The sequence below is a fragment of the Micromonospora sp. WMMC264 genome (assembly GCF_027497275.1).
Classification (GTDB): Bacteria; Actinomycetota; Actinomycetes; order Mycobacteriales; family Micromonosporaceae; genus Micromonospora; species Micromonospora chalcea.
In genome coordinates, this window is record NZ_CP114907.1 from 703,960 (window position 1) to 722,287 (window position 18,328).

At 74.4% G+C, this 18,328-nt stretch carries 14 protein-coding genes; 10 read left to right on the forward strand and 4 right to left on the reverse strand.

The genetic code is table 11. From position 1 onward, the window contains the following. Positions 1–60 precede the first annotated feature (60 nt). On the reverse strand, positions 61–1,821 hold the full coding sequence (locus O7542_RS03380) for an NAD+ synthase (RefSeq protein ID WP_281605691.1): 1,761 nt from the start codon (positions 1,819–1,821) through the stop codon (positions 61–63). Positions 1,822–2,027: 206 nt separating this feature from the next. Between O7542_RS03380 and glnA the strand changes: the two genes are divergently transcribed. The 5 genes from glnA to O7542_RS03405 all read left to right on the forward strand — a co-directional run bounded on the left by glnA (position 2,028) and on the right by O7542_RS03405 (position 6,680). Beyond that, on the forward strand, positions 2,028–3,377 hold the full coding sequence (glnA, locus tag O7542_RS03385; protein ID WP_036344036.1) for a type I glutamate--ammonia ligase: 1,350 nt from the start codon (positions 2,028–2,030) through the stop codon (positions 3,375–3,377). A 79-nt stretch (positions 3,378–3,456) separates the two neighbouring features. Continuing rightward, the gene (locus O7542_RS03390; RefSeq protein WP_043329290.1) at positions 3,457–3,882 is read left to right on the forward strand and encodes a DUF350 domain-containing protein; all 426 of its coding nucleotides are present in this window, start codon (positions 3,457–3,459) and stop codon (positions 3,880–3,882) included. 32 nt (positions 3,883–3,914) lie between these two features. After that, positions 3,915–4,607, forward strand: coding sequence for a WYL domain-containing protein (locus O7542_RS03395; protein WP_113972568.1), 693 nt, complete (start codon positions 3,915–3,917; stop codon positions 4,605–4,607). Between the two features lie 97 nt (positions 4,608–4,704). Further along, positions 4,705–5,070 (forward strand): VOC family protein, encoded by a 366-nt coding sequence (locus O7542_RS03400; protein ID WP_064448280.1) that lies wholly within the window; start codon positions 4,705–4,707, stop codon positions 5,068–5,070. A 251-nt stretch (positions 5,071–5,321) separates the two neighbouring features. After that, positions 5,322–6,680 carry a M28 family peptidase gene (locus O7542_RS03405; RefSeq protein ID WP_043329296.1) on the forward strand — a complete coding sequence of 453 codons (1,359 nt, stop codon included), beginning with the start codon at positions 5,322–5,324 and terminating at the stop codon, positions 6,678–6,680. A 171-nt stretch (positions 6,681–6,851) separates the two neighbouring features. Here the strand turns inward: O7542_RS03405 and O7542_RS03410 are convergent, their stop codons facing one another. Next, positions 6,852–7,343: a hypothetical protein gene (locus tag O7542_RS03410; protein WP_043329298.1), complete on the reverse strand. Its 492-nt coding sequence runs from the start codon at positions 7,341–7,343 to the stop codon at positions 6,852–6,854. A 181-nt stretch (positions 7,344–7,524) separates the two neighbouring features. Between O7542_RS03410 and O7542_RS03415 the strand changes: the two genes are divergently transcribed. Next, positions 7,525–8,421 carry a virginiamycin B lyase gene (locus O7542_RS03415; protein ID WP_281605692.1) on the forward strand — a complete coding sequence of 299 codons (897 nt, stop codon included), beginning with the start codon at positions 7,525–7,527 and terminating at the stop codon, positions 8,419–8,421. A gap of 108 nt (positions 8,422–8,529) precedes the next feature. Here O7542_RS03415 and O7542_RS03420 read toward each other — a convergent pair whose 3' ends face one another. Further along, a complete protein-coding gene (locus tag O7542_RS03420) occupies positions 8,530–9,459 on the reverse strand; it encodes an LD-carboxypeptidase (protein ID WP_187693103.1) in 930 nt (309 codons plus the stop codon). A gap of 59 nt (positions 9,460–9,518) precedes the next feature. Between O7542_RS03420 and O7542_RS03425 the strand changes: the two genes are divergently transcribed. Both O7542_RS03425 and O7542_RS03430 read left to right on the forward strand, forming a co-directional pair. Next, positions 9,519–10,286, forward strand: a complete 768-nt coding sequence (locus tag O7542_RS03425; RefSeq protein ID WP_030504183.1) for a type 1 glutamine amidotransferase — start codon at positions 9,519–9,521, stop codon at positions 10,284–10,286. Between the two features lie 2 nt (positions 10,287–10,288). Beyond that, positions 10,289–13,312: a bifunctional [glutamine synthetase] adenylyltransferase/[glutamine synthetase]-adenylyl-L-tyrosine phosphorylase gene (locus tag O7542_RS03430; RefSeq protein WP_281605693.1), complete on the forward strand. Its 3,024-nt coding sequence runs from the start codon at positions 10,289–10,291 to the stop codon at positions 13,310–13,312. A 366-nt stretch (positions 13,313–13,678) separates the two neighbouring features. Here O7542_RS03430 and O7542_RS03435 read toward each other — a convergent pair whose 3' ends face one another. Beyond that, positions 13,679–15,349 carry a hypothetical protein gene (locus tag O7542_RS03435; protein ID WP_281605694.1) on the reverse strand — a complete coding sequence of 557 codons (1,671 nt, stop codon included), beginning with the start codon at positions 15,347–15,349 and terminating at the stop codon, positions 13,679–13,681. A gap of 45 nt (positions 15,350–15,394) precedes the next feature. On the opposite strand from O7542_RS03435, the gene mptB (O7542_RS03440) reads away from it, so the two are divergent. Next, a complete protein-coding gene (mptB, locus tag O7542_RS03440) occupies positions 15,395–16,798 on the forward strand; it encodes a polyprenol phosphomannose-dependent alpha 1,6 mannosyltransferase MptB (protein WP_181373801.1) in 1,404 nt (467 codons plus the stop codon). An 11-nt stretch (positions 16,799–16,809) separates the two neighbouring features. Continuing rightward, complete coding sequence (gene mptB / locus O7542_RS03445) at positions 16,810–18,297, forward strand: polyprenol phosphomannose-dependent alpha 1,6 mannosyltransferase MptB (RefSeq protein ID WP_281605695.1); 1,488 nt, start codon at positions 16,810–16,812, stop codon at positions 18,295–18,297. Positions 18,298–18,328: the final 31 nt, after the last annotated feature.

Genomic DNA, 18,328 nt, shown 5'->3' on the forward strand with positions numbered 1-18,328 from the left:
ACCGGGCGACGGCCCGCGGGCAGATCGGAGTGGAGGATGTCACTCCCCGGCCGGGAGCGGTCAGCCGTCCTCGCGCCACCGGTTGGTGATCGGCAGCCGCCGGTCCCGCCCGAACGCCTTCATGGAGATCTTGGTGCCCGGCGCGGACTGCCGCCGCTTGTACTCGGCGGTATCCACCATCCGCAGCACCTTGTCCACCACGGCCGGGTCGTGGCCGGACTCGACCAGGCCGTCGCGGCCCAGGTCGCCGTCGACGTAGCCGATGAGGATCGGGTCGAGCACGTCGTAGTCGGGCAGCGTGTCGCTGTCGAGCTGGCCGGGGCTCAGCTCGGCCGACGGCGGCTTGCCGATCGAGTTCTCCGGGATCGGCGGCGTCTGCCCGCGCCGTGCCGCGTCGGCGTTGCGCCACTTCGCCAGCCGCCACACCAGCGTCTTCCAGACGTCCTTGACCGGGTTGTAGCCGCCCACCGAGTCGCCGTACAGCGTCGAGTAGCCCACCGCCAGCTCGCTCTTGTTGCCGGTGGTGAGCACCAGGTGGCCCTCCTGGTTCGACAGCGCCATGAGGATCACGCCGCGTACCCGGGCCTGGAGGTTCTCCACCGCCACCCCGGACAGCGACATGTTCGCCAGGAACGTGTCCACCATCGGCTGGATCGGCTCGACCCGGTAGTCCAGGCCGGTGCGCTTGGCCAGGTCCTCCGCGTCGGTGCGGGAGTGCTCGGAGGAGTGCTGGCTGGGCATCGAGACGCCGACGACCCGCTCCGGGCCGACCGCGTCCACGGCGATGGCCGCCGCCACCGCCGAGTCGATGCCGCCGGACAGGCCGAGCACCACCGACGGGAAGCGGTTCTTGTCGACGTAGTCGCGCAGGCCCAGCACCAGCGCGTGCCACACCTCGGCCTCGTCGGCGACCGGCTCGATGATGCCGCCGTCCGCAGCCGGTCCGGGCGGCGCGGCCGGGATCGTCGCCACCTCGCCGCGGACCACCCGCATGCCGTCACTGAGCCCACCGGCCTCGCCGGGCGCACCGGCCGCCGCCGGCAGCTCCAGGTCGTGCACCAGCAGGTGCTCGACGAACTGCGGCGCCCGGGCCAGCAGCGTGCCGTCCGCGGCGACGATCATCGAGTCGCCGTCGTAGACCAGTTCGTCCTGGCCGCCGACCATGTTCACGTACGCGATGGCGGCCCCGGCCTCGGCGGCGCGCCGGCGCACCAGCGGCAGCCGCACGTCGTCCTTGTTCAGCTCGTACGGCGAGCCGTTGATGCTCAGCACCAGCCCGACGCCGGCCTGCCGCGCCGCCGCGAACGGCCCGCCGGCCTGCCACAGGTCCTCGCAGATGGTCAGCGCCACGTCCACCCCGCCGACGCGCACCACGGTGAGCGTGTCACCGGGGACGAAGTAGCGGTCCTCGTCGAACACGCCGTAGTTGGGCAGGTGGTGCTTGAAGTAGGTGGCGACGACCTCGCCCCGGTGCAGCAGCGCCGCCGCGTTGCGGGCGCCCCTGCCCGGCTCCGCGTCGGAGCTGACCTGCGGCGGGCCGTCGGCGTCCAGGTAGCCGACCAGGACCGGCAGGTCACCGTGGCCGTCGGCGGCGAGGTCGGCGGCGAGCCGGTGCAGCGCGGCCCGGGACGCGGCCACGAACGAGCGGCGGAAGACCAGGTCCTCGACCGGGTAGCCGGTCAGCATCAGCTCGGGGAACAGGACGAGCTGGGCGCCGGAGCCGGCCGCCTGGCGGGTCCACTCGCGGACCAGGCCGGCGTTGCCGGCGAGGTCGCCTACCGTCGGGTTGACCTGGCACAGAGCGAGACGCAGGGTGGGCATGTCCTCATCTTCCCCCAGCCCTCCCGGCCGAATCCGACCGGTTGGGGCAGACAGGCGTGCCGGCCCGCGCGTCCCAGCGCGGCGGACACGGCGGGACGGCCGGCCGGGGAGGGCGTAACGTCGGCGTAACGAGCCCGGTGGAGACTGGGCGGTCAGGCCGAGCCGGCCCGGCGCCGGTGCGGACGTACGTGTAACGAGGGGTGGAAGTGGACCGTCAGCAGGAGTTCGTCCTCCGTACGCTGGAAGAGCGGGACATCCGTTTCGTCCGGCTGTGGTTCACCGATGTGCTCGGCACGCTCAAGAGCGTCTCGGTGGCCCCGGCGGAGCTGGAGGCGGCCTTCGACGAGGGCATCGGTTTCGACGGCTCCGCGATCGAGGGCTTCGCCCGGGTCTTCGAGTCGGACATGGTCGCCATGCCGGACCCGACGACGTTCCAGGTCTTCCCGTTCGAGGGCGGCGTCAGCGGCGAGAGCGCCCGGATGTTCTGCGACATCTCGCTGCCCGACGGCAGCCCGTCCTGGGCCGACCCGAGGCACGTGCTGCGCCGCATGCTCTCCCGCGCCGCGGACAAGGGCTTCACGTTCTACACCCACCCGGAGATCGAGTTCTTCCTGTTGGAGAACGGCCCGCAGGACGGCTCGGTGCCGATCCCGGTGGACACCGGCGGCTACTTCGAGCACACCACGCACGCCGTCGCGCGGGACTTCCGCCGCCAGGCGGTGCTGGCGCTGGAGCGGATCGGCATCTCGGTGGAGTACAGCCACCACGAGGTCGCCCCCGGCCAGCAGGAGATCGACCTGCGCTACGCCGACGCGCTCACCACCGCCGACAACATCATGACCTTCCGGCACGTGGTGAAGGAGGTCGCGCTCTCCACCGGCGTGCAGGCCAGCTTCATGCCGAAGCCGTTCACCGACCAGCCCGGCAACGGCATGCACACCCACCTGTCGCTGTTCGAGGGGGAGCGCAACGCGTTCCACGACGCCGGTGACCCGATGAAGCTGTCGAAGGTCGCCAAGTCGTTCATCGCCGGGCTGCTCACCCACGCGCGGGAGTACACCGCGGTGACGAACCAGTGGGTCAACTCGTACAAGCGGCTGTTCCCGCAGGCGCTGCCGGACCGGATCACCGAGAGCCCCGCGTACGTCTGCTGGGGTCACCTGAACCGGTCCGCGCTGGTGCGGGTGCCCGCGTACGGCAAGCCGAACTCGGCCCGGGTCGAGGTCCGCTCGCTGGACTCCGCGACCAATCCCTACCTGGCGTTCGCGGTGATGCTCGGCGCCGGCCTCAAGGGCATCGAGGAGGGGTACGAGCTGCCGCCGGGCGCCGAGGACGACGTCTGGTCGCTGAGCAGCGCGGAGCGCCGCGCCATGGGCTACGAGGCGCTGCCGGAGAACCTGGCCGAGGCGATCGACGTGATGGCCGGCTCCGAACTGGTCGCCGAGGTGCTCGGCGAGCACGTCTTCGACTTCTTCCTGCGCAACAAGCGGGCCGAGTGGGAGCAGTACCGCCGCGAGGTCACCCCGTACGAGCGGCAGCGCTACCTGTCTCTCTAGATCATCCTGGCGCGGTGCCGCTATCGTCTGCGGCACCGTCCCGGCACCTGGCCGGGCGGGTGAGCCGGGGAGGCGTTGGGTGCTGGGAGACCTGCTCGACGGGGCGTGGCAGAGCATCGTGTTCGGGATCGTCGGGGTGGCGCTGATGGCCGCCGGATTCCTGCTCGTGGATGTGCTCACCCCGGGCAAGCTGCGGGAGCTGATCTGGGTACGCCGCAACGGCAACGCCGCGCTGCTGCTCGCCGCGAACCAGCTCGGCATCGCCGGCATCGTCTTCACCGCCGTGCTGACCAGCTACAGCTCGTTCACCAAGGGGCTCGCCTCCACTGTGGTCTTCGGGCTGGTCGGCCTGCTGGTGATGGCGCTGGCGTTCCTGGTGCTGGACCTGCTCACCCCGGGCCGGCTGGGCGACGTGATCGCCGCCGAGGAGCCGCACCCGGCCGCCAAAGTCAGCGCCGCCACCCACTTCGGCGCCGCGCTGATCGTCTGCGCCTGCATCGCCTGAGCGGTGTCGTACCCCCGGGTTAGCGTCCGGGGGTGAACCGCACCGATCGCCTCTACGCCCTGGTCGAGGAGCTGCGGGCGGTGTCGCCGCGCCCGCGCAGCGCGAGCTGGCTGGCCCGCCGCTTCGAGGTCAGCACCCGCACCGTCGAGCGGGACATCTCCGCGTTGCAGGGCGCGGGCGTGCCGATCTGGGCCGAGCCGGGCCGCACCGGCGGCTACGTCGTCGACCGGGCGCGCACGCTCCCGCCGGTCAACCTGACGGCGGCCGAGGCCGTGGCGATGGCCGTCGCGCTGCACCGGCTCGGCGGCTCCCCGTTCGCCGCGGCGGCCGGCGCCGCGCTGCGCAAGCTGGTCGCGGTGATGCCACCGGCCGCGGTGGCCGAGGCGCACCGGCTCGCCGGCCGGGTGCACCTGGTCGGCGACGGGCCGGGCACGCCCGTCCCGGCCGTCGTCGCCGACGCGGTCGCCGCCGGGCGGGTGCTGCGCCTGCGGTACGCCGACCGCGACGGCGCCGATTCGGCACGTGACGTGGAGCCGCTGGCCTACCTGGGCAACTCGGTGCACTGGTATCTGGTCGCCTGGTGCCGGCTGCGCGACGGTGTGCGCTGCTTCCGCACCGACCGGATCCGCTCGGTGCGCCCGCTCGCCGAGCCGGTGACCCGGGAGTGGTGTGCTGACGACCTCGACGTGCCGGTCGACCGGGTGCGCCCGCTCACCCTGGTCTGATCCCTGTGGAAACACCGACAGGACGCTGTCGTGTCCCGGCACCACGCTGATTCCTGACGACGCCGGCCGACCGCCGGCGCGAACCTCAGGAGGAAGCATGTCCAGCACGCCCGTGACCTGGTTCGAGATCAGCTCCGACCGCCCGGACGAGGCGCAGCGGTTCTACGCCGACCTGTTCGGCTGGAGTTTCGAGGAGCAGGGCGGCCCGGCCGGGTCGTACCGGCAGACGACCGCCGGCGGTGAGCGGGGGATCGGCGGCGCGATCCGGGGCACCGACGCCGGCAACTACGCGATCTTCTACGCCGAGGTGGCGGACGTCGCGGAGATCTGCCGCCGGGCCGAGGCGACCGGCGGCGTCGTGGTGACGGGGCCGGTGACCACGCCGGCCGGTCTGGTGCGGGCCCTGTTGCGCGACCCGTCGGGCAACCTGCTCGGCGTCTTCACCCCGCCGGCCGGCGGCTGACCCCGGTCCGTCCACCCGTGGCGGCCGGCCACCGTGGAGCGACGGCGGGCGAGAGACCGGTCGATGTCGGGTCCGGTGATCGCCGGAGAGGATCTTGGATGCGCCCCCTACCTCGGGTTATGTTCAAGATCCTCCGAGTCGGACGGCCAACGCCGGCCGGCTCGCACAGTCAGGAGAAGCGTATGACCAACGACGGCCACCCCTCTTCCCCCGCCACGGACATCACCGGATCCACTGTGAACCGACGCCGCATGCTGACCATCGCTCTCGGTGGCGCCGCCACCGTGGCCCTGCCCGCGCCGGCCTGGGCGGCCGACGACAAGCGCCCCGGATCGAGCCGGAAGCCGGCGCTCACGTCGGACGATCGCAAGATCATCGCCCAGGTCTCGGCCGAGCGGGCGCTGGCGCACCTGCGCGTCCTCAGCGAGGAGATCGGGCCGCGTATCGGCGGGACCGCCTCGGAGCGGCGTGCCGCCGACTACATCGCCAAGCAGCTCGACCGCCTCGGCTACCAGGTTCGGCTGGAGCCGTTCGCGGTGGCGGACAAGTTCCTCGCCCAGCTCGCCTCGCCGGCCGGGCTGCCCACCGACCTGAACTGGCAGGCCGGCGCCTCCCCGCAGGCCGCGCTGGACACCACAGTCCAGGGTGACGTGGTGGACGTGGGCGCGGGTGCTGAAGAGAACTACCCGGCGAGCGTCACCGGCCAGATCGTGCTCGTCGACTACGTGGCCGCCCGGCGCGAGCAGTTGGTCGCCACCGCTGTGGCGCGCGGCGCGGCCGCCGTGGTGTTCCTCGCCGCCGACGGGGTGCCGCCCCGGCGCAGCAGCGCGTTCTCGCCGACCCTGCCGGGCTCGGCGGGCACGCCGGTGCCGATCCCGGTGGTCGGCGTCGCGCAGGCGCAGAAGGAGCGGCTGCGTGCCCTGCTCGCGGCCGGGCGGCTCACGCTCACGATCTCCACCGTCGCGCACCGCAACCTGACGTCCCACAACGTCATCGCGGAGCGGGTCGGGCGGTCCGGCGCGAACGGGCCGGTCGTCATGGTCAGCGCCCACTACGACACTGTCATCGGCGCCCCCGGCGCCAACGACGACGGTTCCGGCACGGTGCTCTGCCTCGAACTGGCCCGGGTGATGAAGGCGATCCCGGTCGACGCCACCCTGCGGTTCGCGCTGTGGGGCTCGGAGGAGCAGGGCCTGCTCGGCTCGCGTCACCACGTCCGGCAGCTCCCGCAGGCCGAGCGGGACCGCTTCCTGGCGGTGTACCAGAACGACATGGTCGCCACGAGCTGGGACCCGGCCACCCTCTACTGGCTGCTGTCCTTCACCGGCCAGTCCAACCGGGCCACCGACGAGGTGGCCGCCGCCGGTGTACGCCTCGGCTACGACCCGCGGATGTCGCCGGTGACGCAGCGCGGCTCCAGCGACCACCAGTCCTTCCAGGAGGTCGGCATCGCCAGCGCCAACTTCTCCTGGCGGGGTGAGACGAGCCCGGCGCTGCTGGAGCCGCCGTACCACACCCCGGAGGACACCATCGCCAAGAACATCAGCCTCGAGCGACTCCAGGTCTCCCTCGAACTGATCGGCTGCGCCGCGTACGCGACCGCTCGCTGATTTACTGCCGTCCCCGTGCCGCCGGCTGCGGTGTCACGGGGACGACGACCGGCGCCGCACCGGGGAGTCCCGGTGCGGCGCCTCTGTCCCGCCCGCCTGGTGTCAGGCGGTGGCCTCGCCGGCGCCGGTCACGAGGAGGGCCGGCCGGCGGGAAACGGCGTGGCCGTGCGGTCACTTGCCGTCCGGGCCGCCCTTGCCGCGCTCGCCGTGCGGGCCGCCCTTGCCGTCGTGGCCGGGGCCACCCGGGAACACGCCCGCCTCGGCGGCCTTGAGCACCGCGTCGGCCTGCTCCTGGGTGAGCTTGCCGTCGGTGACGGCCTGGTCCAGGCGCTCCTTCAGCGCGGCCTGCCGGTCCTCGGTCGACGGCCGCTCCGGCCGCTCCGGGCGGTCGCCCTGCCGCTGCTCGTGCAGCTTCTCCAGCGCCGCGGTGACCTTGTCGGTCGACACGCCCAGCTCCTTGGCGAGCGCCTCGGCGAACTCGGCCTGCCGGTCGGCGTGCTTCTGGCGGCGTTCGTCACCCTGGTCGGTGCTGCTGGCGCTCGAGGACGGCTTCGGGTTCTTGTCGTCGGCGAGCGCCACCGTCGGGGCGGCGATCCCGACGCCGAGCACGCCGGCAGCGGCCAGGCCGGCCAGCAGGTGCTTCTTCGACATCGTGCGGATCATGCGATTCTCCTGTTCGGTGGTGGTGCGATGACGTCACCGACAGTGAGCCCCGGAACTGAGGGCAACCCGTGGCGAACCTGTCAGCAGGCTGGCAATCCCGTCCGGAAGGCCCGTTTTATTCGTGTTGCCGGTGTGCCGGAGTGCCCGCGAGGCTGGGCGAAACCCGACGAAAGGCCACGCCATGACACAGCCTGCCATCCGCGAGATCCCGCTCACCGGGCCGGGCTCCGGCCCGTACTCGATCACGGTCGGGTCCGACGGCGCGCTCTGGCTGGCGCTGGCCGGCTCCGGCGGCGTCGCTCGGCTCGGCCCCGACGGTGAGGTGCGGACCTACCGCGACGACCCACCCGGCAGCCGACCGCTGATCATCGTCGGCGGCCCCGACGGCGCACTCTGGTACACCCGCTCGGGCGACGACCGGCTCGGCCGGATCACCGTCGACGGTGAGACCGGCTCGGTGGCGCTGCCGCCCGGCTGCGGCCCGTGCGGGCTGGCGGTGGGCGCGGACGGCGCGCTCTGGTACGCCGGCATGAGCGACGACACGGTCGGCCGGGTGAGCGTCGACGGGGAGGTGACGTCCGTCCCGCTGCCGGTGGAGAAGGGCTTCCCGTCGATGCTCGCGGCCGGGCCGGACGACGCGCTCTGGCTCACGCTCAACCAGGCGAACGCGATCGCCCGGATCGACCTGGACGGATCGGTGACGCTGCATCCGCTGCCCACCGAGGCGGCCGGGCCGGTCGGCATCACCCGGGGTGTCGACGGCGCGCTCTGGTTCGTCGAGATCGCCGCCGGGCAGGTCGGCCGGATCACGCCGGACGGGCGGATCGACGAGTTCCCGCTGCCGGACCGCGCGGCGCGCCCGCACGCGATCGTCGCCGACCCGGCCGGCGGCTGCTGGTTCACCGAGTGGGGCGCCAACCGCATCGCCCACCTCGACCCCGACGGCCACATCACCGCCCACGATCTGCCCACCCCCGCGTCGGAGCCCCATGGCCTCACGGTCACCCCCGACGGCACGGTCTGGGCAGCCCTGGAGATCGGCGCGGTAGCCCACCTCACCCCGCCCGCGCCGCGTTGATCATGAGGTTGGCGGCAGTTGTGGATCTCTGAACTGCCGCTAACTTCATGATCGCCGGGGCCGGGGCCGGGGCCGGGGCCGGGGCCGGGCCGGCGCCGGGGCTCGGCTTCAGCGGACGGCGGAGGTCACCGTCAGGGTGCCTGTGGTGGCGTCCAGGACCGCGGGGGTGTTCACCGGGACGGTGAGCTGGTCGGGGCCGTGGCCGATCGGCAGGCCGCCGAGCACCGGCACGCCCAGGTCGCCCAGGCGGTCGGTGAGCACGTCCACGACAGTGGTGTCCCAGCCGTCCGCGCACTCGGTGAACTGGCCCACCGCCACCCCGGCGATCCCGTCCAGCGCGCCGCAGCGACGCAGGTGGGTGAGCATCCGGTCGATCTTGTACGGCGGCTCCTGCACCTCCTCGACCAGCAGGATCGCACCGGTCAGGTCCGGCATGTCCGGCGTGCCGATCGACGCGGTGATCAGGCACAGGTTGCCGCCGATCAGCCGGCCCTCGGCCCGGCCGGGCACCCGCACCGGGTACGTCTCCTCCGCCTCGACCGCCGCCACCGTCACCGGCTCGGCGCTGGTCAGCGCGGCGTGCAGCGACTCCGCCGAGCGGAGCGGGGTGCGCTCGTCCCGCCACGCCGCCCCCGGGCCGTGCACCCCGGCCAGGCGGGCACCCCGCCAGAGCGCGAACTGCAACGCGGTGATGTCGGAGAACCCGGCCACCACCTTCGGGTCCCGGCGTACCGCCGCCATGTCGATCAGGTCCACCACCCGCTGCGCGCCGTAGCCGCCCCGCGTGCAGATCACCCCACGGATCTCCGGGTCGGCGAACGCCGCGTTCAGGTCCGCGGCCCGCAGCGCGTCGTCGCCGGCCAGGTAACCCCGCCGGGCGTACGCGTTCGGCGCGGGCACCGGACGCAGCCCCCAGCCGGTGAGCAGTTCGATGCCACGGGCCACCCGCTCGGGACGGGTCGGTCCGGACGGGGACACCAGCATCACCGCGTCGCCGGGACGCAGGGCCGGTGGGCGCAGGCAGTCGTCGGGCACGATCGCGAGCCTAGGGCCTGCCGGACCGTGCCCTGTCGGCCGCACCGGTTAGCCTCGACGTCGTGGCGACCGCGCTGGTGATCGAGAACGACCCGACCGACGACCTCCGCCGCCTGGGGGAGTGGCTCACCGAAGGGGGCCTGGAACTGCGCGTGCTGCGTCCGCACGCCGGTGACGCGCTCCCCGCCGACCTGGAGGGATACGCCGCGCTGGTGGTGCTCGGCGGCGACCAGCAGGCGTACCCGGGGTCCGACGGCGCCCCCGGCGCGCCCTGGTTCCCGGCGCTGGAGGGGCTGCTGCGCAAGGCGGTCCGCCAGCGGGTGCCCACGCTCGCGATCTGTCTCGGCGCGCAACTGCTCGCCACCGCGCACGCCGGCCTGGTCGAGCGCAGCCCGTCCGGGCCGGAGATCGGCCCGGCCCTGGTGGGCCGGCGCGACGCCGCCGAGGACGATCCGCTGTTCCGGTACGTGCCGCTGATGCCCGACGTGCTCCAGTGGCACGCCGACGAGATCACCGAGCTGCCGCACGGCGCGACGCTGCTGGCCGCGTCCACCCGCTACCCGCACCAGGCGTTCCGCCTCGGCGATCGGGCCTGGGGCCTGCAGTTCCACATCGAGTGCGACACCGCCATGATCGCCGAGTGGTCCCGCGACTCGGCGGTGCTGGCCGAGCTGGACTACGACCCGGAGCTGGTGGTGGCCGCCTGCGACCGGGTGATGGCCGACGTCGAGGAGGCGTGGCAGCCGTTCGCGATCCGGTTCGCCGCGCTCGCGCTCGGCGAACTGGGCGACGACAACCCGCGCCGCAGCCTGCCGCTGCTCGGGGCCTGACGGTGACCCGGCCGGCCCGCGGGCGCCTGGCCCGCTACGGATTCGCCGAGGGGGACGGCGCCACGCGCGCCGCCGACCTGCTCGGCCCGGACGGGCTCGACCTGTGGCGGCCCGAGACGCAGGAGCCGGCCGACGAACGCGCCGCCGAACTGCTCGCCGCGCTGTCCCGCGCCGCCGACCCGGACCTGGCGCTGCGTCAGCTGCACCGGCTGGTCGAGTCCGAGCGGCGCTCCGGCGACGAGGTGGCCGTACGCGACGCGCTGGCCGCCGACCCCGGGCTGCGCCGCCGCCTGATCGCGGTGCTCGGCGCCTCCTCCGCGCTCGGCGACCACCTGGTCGCCAACCCGGGGCAGTGGGCGGTGCTGGCCACCGAGCCGGACGGGCTCGCCCCCACCGCGGACGGGCGGCTCGACCTGAGCGTGGCCGCCCGGCTCACCACCATGACCGGCGCGGTCCCGCTGCTGCGGCAGGCGTACCGTCTCGCGCTGTTGCGGATCGCGGCGGCCGACCTGACCGGCGGGCGCGGCCTGGAGCAGACCATGGCGGCGCTGTCCGGGCTGGCCGACGCCACGCTGGCCGCCGCCTACGACATCGCCGCCGACGAGCTGCCCGAGGGCACGCCGCGCCCTCGCCTGGCAGTGGTGGCGATGGGCAAGTGCGGTGGCGACGAGCTGAACTACGTCTCCGACGTCGACGTCATCTTCGTCTCCGCCACCGACGACGACCTGCCCGCCGCCACCCAGATCGCCACCCGGCTGATCCAGATCTGCGGGCTGGTGGCCTGGCCGGTCGACGCGGCGCTGCGTCCCGAGGGCAACCGGGGCCCGCTGGTCCGCACGCTCGCCAGCCACCTCGCGTACTACAAGCGCTGGGCCCGCACCTGGGAGTTCCAGGCGCTGCTCAAGGCCCGCCCGGCCGCCGGTGACCTGGAACTGGCCCGGGAGTGGATCGAGGCGCTAGCCCCGCTCGTCTGGACCGCCGCCGAACGCCCCGAGGCGGTCGAGGACGTCCGGTCCATGCGCCGCAAGATCCTCGACAACGTGCCGCCCAAGGAGCTGGAACGCGAGATCAAGCGCGGTCCGGGCGGGCTGCGCGACATCGAGTTCGCCGTCCAGCTGCTCCAGCTCGTGCACGGCCGGGGCGACGAGTCGCTGCGGGTGCCGGGCACCGTGCCGGCGCTGCGCGCGCTCGTGGCCGGCGGCTACGTGGGCCGCGCCGACGGGGAGGCGCTGCTGCGCGGCTACCGCTTCCTGCGCGCCGTCGAGCACCGGCTCCAGCTCCAGGCCCTGCGCCGCACCCACACCGTGCCGACCGAACCGGCCGCGCTGCGCTGGCTCGCCGCCGCGCTCGGCTACGCGGCCACGCCGGGCCGCAGCGCCGTCGAGGAGTTCCGCGCCGAGTGGGTCACCCACGCCACCGAGGTACGCCGGCTGCACGCCAAACTGCTCTACCGGCCGCTGCTGGAATCGGTCGCCCGGGTCCCGGCCGAAGGGCTGCGGCTCACGCCAGAGGCGGCCCGGCACCGGCTGGAGGTGCTCGGCTTCGCCGACCCGGCCGGCGCGCTGCGGCACCTGCAGGCGCTCACCGGCGGCGTCAGCCGTACCGCCGCGATCCAGCGCACGCTGCTGCCGGTGCTGCTGGACGAGTTCGCCGACGCCCCCGAGCCGGACCGAGGTCTGCTCAACTACCGGCAGGTGTCCGACAAGCTCGGCAGCACCCCGTGGTACCTGCGCCTGCTGCGCGACTCCGGCCCGGTGGCGCGCCGCCTGGCCCGGGTGCTCTCCTCGTCCCGGTACGCGGCCGACATGCTGTCCCGCGAGCCGGAGGCGCTGCGGCTGCTCGCCGAGGACAGCGAACTGACCCCGCGCCCGCGCGAGACGCTCGTCGACGGGTTCGCCGCGGCCGCTGCCCGGCACGACGACCCGGTCGAGGCGATCCGGGCGGTCCGTGCGCTGCGCCGCCGGGAACTGGTCCGCATCGCCGCCGCCGACGTGCTCAGCCGCGCCGGCTCACTCGCGCCGCTCACCCCGCGCCCGGTCGGCGGCGGCGAGCGGCGGCCCACGGTGGTCGACGTGACGGCGGTGGGCACCGCGCTGTCCCACGTCACCGACGCCACGCTGGCCGCCGCGCTGCGCGCCGCCCGTACCGTCCACCCCGGACCGCCCGGCCTGCGCTTCGCGGTGATCGGCATGGGCCGGCTCGGGGGGTACGAGTCCAACTACCTCTCCGACGCCGACGTGCTGTTCGTCTACGACCCGCCGCCCGGCGTGGACGAGAGCACCGCGAGCGCGGCGGCGCAGGCCATCGCCGAGGAGTTGCGCCGGCTGCTGTCCGCGCCCGCCCCCGACCCGCCGCTCGGTGTGGACGCCGACCTGCGCCCCGAGGGCCGGCAGGGCCCGCTGGTACGCAGCCTCGCCGCGTACGCGCAGTACTACGCGCGCTGGTCGCGGGTGTGGGAGGCGCAGGCGCTGCTGCGGGCCCGGTTCGTCTGCGGCGACGCCGACCTGGGCGCCGAGTTCGAGGCGATGATCGAGCCGGTGCGCTACCCGGCCGACGGGCTGACCCGCGAGCAGGTCATCGAGATCCGCCGGATCAAGGCGCGGGTGGAAACCGAGCGGCTGCCCCGGGGCGCCGACCCGGCCACCCACACCAAGCTGGGCCGGGGCGGGCTCGCCGACGTCGAGTGGGCCGTGCAGCTGCTTCAGCTCCGGTACGCCGGCCGGATCCCCGAGCTGCGCGGCACCCGTACGCTCGACGCCCTGACCGCCGCCCGCGACGCCGGCCTGCTCGACGCCACCGACGCCGCCGAGCTGGCCGCCGGCTGGACGCTCGCGGCCGAGGTGCGCGACGCGTTGATGCTGGTACGCGGCCGGGCGGGGGACCAGTTGCCCCGGCACGGGGTGGAGCTGGCCGGGGTGGTGCGGCTGCTGGGGCGCGAGGACCAGGGCGAGTTCCTCGACGAGTACCTGCGAACCGGCCGCCACTCCCGCACGGTCGTCCAGCGCATCCTGGAGTCCCCCCTCTAGGCCCTGCGCCCGCCCACGCCTCTTGGTTAGGCTGCGCCTGCCCGGCCCTCGGCCTTGTTCACGTCGGCCGTGCCCCGTCCCGCCCTCGACCTCGCCCCGCCCGGTCCCAACGTCGATCTTGCACTTGCGGCCCTAGCTGTAATGCCTAGCTGCGTCGCCTGTCGTCGGCAGCGGGGAGGCGGTCAGAGGGCGAGGCGGTCCAGCCCGGTGCCACGGGATGCCGGGACCTCGATGGCCGCCCTCGCCTCCGCTGCCGCTGCTGGTCCCGACACGCGAGAAATGCTTTCCGAATCTCAGGAAAGCCGAGAGATCTTGGTAGGGAACGGCCCCTATGGGGGCCATTTCGTACCAAGATCTCCGCCGGGATCAGCTTGTGAGGGTGTAGGTGCCCTCTCGGGGGACCGTCACCGTTGTCCACTTGCCGTCTTGGGTGACTTCGGCGCCGCCTGAGGCGGTCAGCCAGCGATCGTGGCGGACCCGGATCGGGATCGGGCCGGGGGCGGGGGCGCGGAAGGTGATCGAGGCGCCGTCCTGGCTGATCAGCTCACCCGGCGCGCCGACGACCGGGGTGGGCTCGGCCACCGCGTACAGCTTCCAGTGCCGGTCCGACCAGACCTCGGTCAGGTACGGCAGGCCCGTCTCCACCAGCTCCGCCTCGGATCGCCCCACCCAGGAGAACTCGGCGTCGGGCACTGCCACGTACTGCACCGCGTTGTCGGCCAGCCAGTCCCGGTAGGTGACGGGGGTCAGCGGAATGCCGGTGCCGTCCGCGCCGGGCACCGTGGTGAAGAACAGCGGATTGCGGTCGATGTCGGCCTGGCGAAGCCAGCCCCGGGCCAGTGGCACCTCGCCCATCCGGGCCGCCTCCCAGTAGTTGCGGGTCGGCGGCACCTCCACCCGTCCGGTGAGCCCGCGCCGGGCCAGTTCCGCGCGCAGCGGCGCGTAGTACGCCGGCTCGGCCGTCGGATCGTCGGCGCTGCGCAGGTCGGCGGTGACCACCGGCGGCTGCCACCAGCAGACGACCGCGAGCAGCGCGGCCAGCCCGGCCGCACCGGCGGTCCGGGGCAACCGGGGGATGCCCAGCCTCGCCGGTGGCGTCGCCGCGGCGGCCAGCAGCGGCAGCGCGAACATCACCACCAGGCGGGTGGCGTTCAGCCCGACCGGGGTGGGCAGCAACGCCGACGCCAGCACCCCGGCCGCGGACAGCAGCGCGCCCACCCGCACCGGCCGGTACGTCACGAGCGCCGCGACCAGCAGGCTCGTCACCACGGCGTGCACGGTGTCGGTGCGGCTGATGTTCATCCAGCCACCCTCGCCGAACAGCAGCCCGGTCACGGCGAGCGGTCCGGCCGCGGGTACGGCGAGCAGCAGGCCGTCGGCGTACCGGCGGCTCAGCAGCAGCGCGACGCCGGCGAGCCCGACGAACAGCCCGGCCACCGGGCTGGCCGCGGAGGCGAGCAGCGCGGCGACAACGGCGGCGACGGCCGCCCAGACGCTCCGGCCCGCCCAGATGCCGACGGGGGAGGCCGGCGCGCCGGGGCCGGCCGGACCAGCAGCGGCACCGGCCGCACCGGCACCGGTGCCGGAGGCGTCGACGGCGGCAGCACGTCGGGCGGGCACGGTGAGCGCGAGCAGCGCGGCCAGGCCGAACGCGATGCCGAGGGCGTACGTGACCCGGCCGGAGACCAGGTTGCCGGCGATCGTGACCACGCCGACCAGGCTGCCGAGCAGCGGTCGGGGCACCCGGGTCCGCACCAGCAGGGCGGCGAACGCGGTGGCGGAGGCGAGCAGGGCCAGCGCGCCGGTGACGCGTACGCCGAGCAGCGCCATCAGCGGCGGCGAGACGAGGCTGTAGCCCCACGGGTGCACGCCGCCGTACCAGCGCAGGTCGACCAGGGCGGACGGGTGCGCGGCGAAGAAGTCGGCGCGGGCGACCTGGGCGGACAGGTCCGAGCCGGTGACCGGCAGGGTGAGGTGGAGCACGGCGAGGACGAGCGCGAACGCGGCGGACACCGCCACCACCCGACCGCCCCGCATGCCCACCTCCTGATCGCGAACCACCGTACTGGCAGCATGTCGGGCGTGCCTCACCACCTCTCGCGTTGGATCGGCCTGGCGGGTTCGGTGCTGCTCGCCGTGGCCGCGTTCCTCGGCGGCGCCCTGCCCGACGGCGAGTTGCGTCCCACCCCGGTCAGCATCTGGCAGGGCCCGAACGGGCCGCTGATCATCGGGTTGTGGCTGGTCGGCACCGGGCTGCTGGCGTGGGCGTGGTGGTCTTTGCGGGACCGGGTGCCGTCGTCGCGCTGGGTGCTGGTCACAGTGGCGCTGTGGCTGCTGCCGATGCTCGTCGCGCCGCCGCTGGGCAGCCGGGACGTGTACGCGTACGCCTGCCAGGGCGCCAGTTTCTCGGCCGGGATCAACCCCTACGAGCAGGGCGTGTCGGCGCTGCCCTGCCCCTGGCTGGACACCATCTCCTACATCTGGCGGGACACCCCGGCGCCGTACGGGCCGCTGTTCGTGCTGCTCGCCGGTGCGGTGGTGGAGGCGACCGGGTCGCTGCTCGGCGCGGTCGCGCTGTTCCGGCTGCTCGCCGTGGCCGGGGTGGCGCTCACCGCGTGGGCGCTGCCGGTGCTGGCCCGCCGCTGCGGGGTGCCGCCGCGGCGGGCGCTGTGGCTGGCGCTGGCCAGCCCGCTGGTGCCCGTGCACCTGATATCCGGCGCGCACAACGACGCGCTGATGATCGGCCTGCTCGTGGCCGGGCTGGCAGTGGTGGCGGCCCGGCCGGGGCGGCCCTGGCCGCTGCTCGCCGGTGGGGCGCTGCTCGGACTGGCAGCCGCCGTCAAGGTCACCGCGCTGGTCGTGATGCCGTTCGCCGCGCTCGCCGCCATCGTCGGGGCGTACCGGATCAGGTCGCTGGTCCGCGACGGCGGGTGGGTGGTCGGTGGATCGCTCGTGGCGCTGGCCGGGGTGACGCTCGTCTCCGGCCTGGGGCTGGGGTTCATCAGCGGGCTGGAGCAGGGCAGCCTGGTGGTGGCCTGGACGTCGCCGCCGACAGCGGTGGGGCAGACCGTCGGCTATCTGCTGGCGCCGTTCGGGGTGCACGTCGACGCGCTGCCGGTGACCCGGGCGATCGGCATGGTCGTGCTGGTCGGGGTGCTGATCTGGCTGTGGTTCCGCTCGTTGCGTCGCGGTGAGCCGTTCTGGCACGCCGCGCTGGCGCTCACCGCCACCGTCGCGCTGTCCCCGCTGTTCCACCCCTGGTACTGGCTGTGGCCGCTGGCGGTGCTGGCCGCCACCGCGCACCGCACGCTCTGGTTCTCGATCGTCACCGTGGTGTCGTCGTTCCTGGTGCTCGCCGACGGAACCGGGCTGGCCCGGTACAGCAAGATGCCCGGTGCGCCGCTGATGACGCTGTTCGTGATCGGCGTGGTCGTCTGGTTGGTACGGTCGGCTCGCAAGGGCCGGCAGCCGGTTCCCGCGGACTGAGGAGTGTGCCGGTGAGCGAGGTCGACGGACCGGTCCGGCCGATCGCCGCCGCCGTCGCCCGCTACGCCGGTCTCGCCGGGGCGGTGCTGCTCACCGTCGCCGGGTGGCTCGGCGGCGCGCTGCCCGGCCCGCCCCCGCGCAGCACGCTCGCCGCGATCTGGGCGGCCCCGAACGGGCCGCTGACGCTCGGCTGCTGGCTGGCCGGGACGCTGCTGCTGGTCGGCGCCTGGTGGTCGCTGCGGTGGGGCGCGCCGTCCGGCCGGTGGGCGTACGTGACCGCCGGGCTCTGGTCGCTGCCGCTGCTCGCCGCGCCGCCGATCGGCAGCCGCGACGTCTACTCGTACGCCTGCCAGGGCTGGACGTGGACGCAGGGCCTCAGCCCGTACCGGGTGGGGGTCGCGGCGGCTGGCTGCCCGTGGACCGACTCGGTGTCGCCGATCTGGCGGGACACCCCGGCGCCGTACGGGCCGTTCTTCGTGCTGCTGGCCGGGCTCGCCGTCCTCGCGGGCGGCGGCCTGATCGGGACCGTCGTGGCGCTGCGGCTGGTAGCGGTGGCCGGGGTGCTGCTGGCCGCGCTCTGCCTGCCCGGCCTGGTCCGGGCCGCCGGCGTGCCCACCCGCCGGGCCGCCTGGCTGGTGCTCGCCTGCCCGCTGGTCGGGATCCACCTGGTGGCGGGCGCGCACAACGACGCGCTCGCGCTCGGCCTGCTCCTGCTCGGCCTGCTGGTGCTGGTCCGCCTGCCGGGCAAGCCGCGCGCGCTGCTGGTCGCCGGGGTGCTGCTCGGCCTGGCCGTGGCGGTGAAGGCGGTGGCGGTCGTGGCGCTGCCGTTCGCGGCGCTCGCCGCCGTGCTCGGCCGCTACACCTGGCGGGCGCTGCTGCGCGACGGCGGGCAACTGGCCGCGTCGGTGCTCGGCACGCTGCTCGTCGTCTCACTCGCCACCGGCCTCGGGCTGGGCTGGATCGGCGGACTCGGCCACAGCGGCGACTCGCAGCAGTGGACCTCACCGCCCACCGCGATCGGGTTCGTCATCGACTACGCCGGCGAACTGGCCGGGCAGCGGCCCTCGGCCGTGCCGGTGGTCCGGACGGTCGCGCTGGCGTTGCTGGCCGGGACCCTCGTCGCGCTCTGGTGGCGGGCGTGGACGGCGCTGCGGCGGCTCAACGACAGCCGGCAGCGGGTGGCCCGGCTGACAGTGGCCCGGCCCCGGGTGGCGCTGCTCGGCGCGGGACTGGCGCTCGCCGCCACCGTGCTGCTCGCACCGGTCTTCCACCCCTGGTACGCGATCTGGCCGCTGACGCTGCTCGCGGTCGCGGCGGTGCCGCTGGCCCGGGAGGTGTGGTTCGTGGCCCCCTGCGCGGCGGTCTCGCTGCTCACGCTGCCCGACGGCACCAACCTGGCCCGGTTCACCAAGGCGCCCGGCGCGGTGCTGATGACGGTGCTGGTGGTGGTCGTCGCGGTGGCCGGAGTCCGGGCGGCACTGCGCCGCCGAGCCGCGTGAAACGGCCGGGCCGGCTCCGCCATCGCGGAGC

What these genes read in the sequence shown, in the direction of transcription:
- O7542_RS03380 (WP_281605691.1), bottom strand. Translation starts at nt 1,821, where the DNA reads ATGCCCACCCTGCGTCTCGCTCTGTGCCAGGTCAACCCGACGGTAGGC.
- O7542_RS03400 (WP_064448280.1), top strand. Translation starts at nt 4,705, where the DNA reads ATGTCCAGCACGCCCGTGACCTGGTTCGAGATCAGCTCCGACCGCCCG.
- O7542_RS03405 (WP_043329296.1), top strand. Translation starts at nt 5,322, where the DNA reads ATGCTGACCATCGCTCTCGGTGGCGCCGCCACCGTGGCCCTGCCCGCG.
- O7542_RS03410 (WP_043329298.1), bottom strand. Translation starts at nt 7,343, where the DNA reads ATGATCCGCACGATGTCGAAGAAGCACCTGCTGGCCGGCCTGGCCGCT.
- O7542_RS03415 (WP_281605692.1), top strand. Translation starts at nt 7,525, where the DNA reads ATGACACAGCCTGCCATCCGCGAGATCCCGCTCACCGGGCCGGGCTCC.
- O7542_RS03435 (WP_281605694.1), bottom strand. Translation starts at nt 15,349, where the DNA reads ATGCGGGGCGGTCGGGTGGTGGCGGTGTCCGCCGCGTTCGCGCTCGTC.